Here is a 1,212-nt window from a genome sequence, read left to right on the forward strand (position 1 = left end):
CGCGGTTCGTCTTATGCCTTTCGGGGCTGATCAATGCGCTTCCGCTTTTCTTATAAAGAGGTGAAAAACCAAGAAAAAAAGAGATTCAGTGAGATATGGTGCGATAAGCATGTAGTTTTCGTTTGAATTGGGTAAAAAAGGTCATTTTTAGCGTTCTTTTCCTCCTTTACAACAAGAATATTGGAGGAGTATGATTACAACAGTTTCAGATTTTATGCTAAATCCCAAAATTAAATTAAGTTTCAAATTTCTAAATCGCTGAATCCAATTGGAGCGGGGGAACCAACTTTCGTGGTTGAAAATCCACTAGGGGTGAAGCCTTTGAATAAAAGGCAGGGCTATTCTGAGCCCTAATCCGACAGCTAACTCCGCAAGCGTTGCAGAAGAGGAAGATGGAGCTTGTGAGACGAGTCTGTTCAAAAGTCCACAAGGCTATTTATCTTTTTAGCCTCTGGGGGCTTTTTTGTTTTGCGTGATTAATTATGTCGTTTATGATCCGTTAAAATCATTAAGTCCCTGCATAAGAAATATTACTAACAAAATTCCTCATACTAAGGGGAGAAGGAGAAAACAACATGCGCAGGAAAATGCTTTTTAAGCTTGAGCCTCCGAAGATACTTGTCCTTGGTTTTGGGATGATTATCCTATTGGGTTCGCTGCTGCTTTCAATGCCCGCCGCTACGACTGACGGCAAAGGGCTATCCTGGCTGGATGCTTTGTTCACAGCCACATCAGCAACCTGCGTAACGGGGCTCGTAGTAGTCGATACAGGTGATACCTTCACACAGTTCGGTGAAATTGTCATCCTTTCGATGATTCAGATCGGCGGGCTTGGATTTATGAGTTTTGCGACACTGTTGGCATTCATCCTTGGGAAAAGAATCTCTTTAAAAGAGAGGCTGATTATCCAGGAATCATTGAACAATGCCACGGTGGAAGGAGTCGTCCGGCTTGTTAAGAGGATTCTGATTTTTACAGCCGTTATCGAAATTGCAGGAGGAATCCTGTTATCTCTAAGGTTTGCCCAGGACATGGCCGCTGGTAAGGCGATTTATTTTGGTTTTTTTCATGCGGTATCGAACTTCAATAATGCTGGATTTGACTTAATGGGAGAGTTTCGCGGGCTCACCGCATACGCTGATGATCCTGTTATCAATATCACCCTAATTTCACTGATCAGTTTAGGCGGTATAGGGTTCATTGTAATGAATG

Annotated in this window: 1 protein-coding gene and 1 riboswitch; the gene reads left to right on the top strand. The window is 42.6% G+C overall.

Annotated elements, in window-relative coordinates:
- The first annotated feature begins 246 nt into the window (after positions 1 to 246).
- A riboswitch (cyclic di-AMP (ydaO/yuaA leader) is annotated at positions 247 to 393 on the top strand.
- Between the two features lie 182 nt (positions 394 to 575).
- Positions 576 to 1,212: potassium transporter TrkG (locus tag V7654_RS18250; protein ID WP_335432155.1), on the top strand; the 637-nt coding region annotated here is incomplete at its 3' end.

This window comes from Bacillus sp. JJ1609, assembly GCF_036967045.1.
GTDB lineage: Bacteria > Bacillota > Bacilli > Bacillales > Cytobacillaceae > Mesobacillus.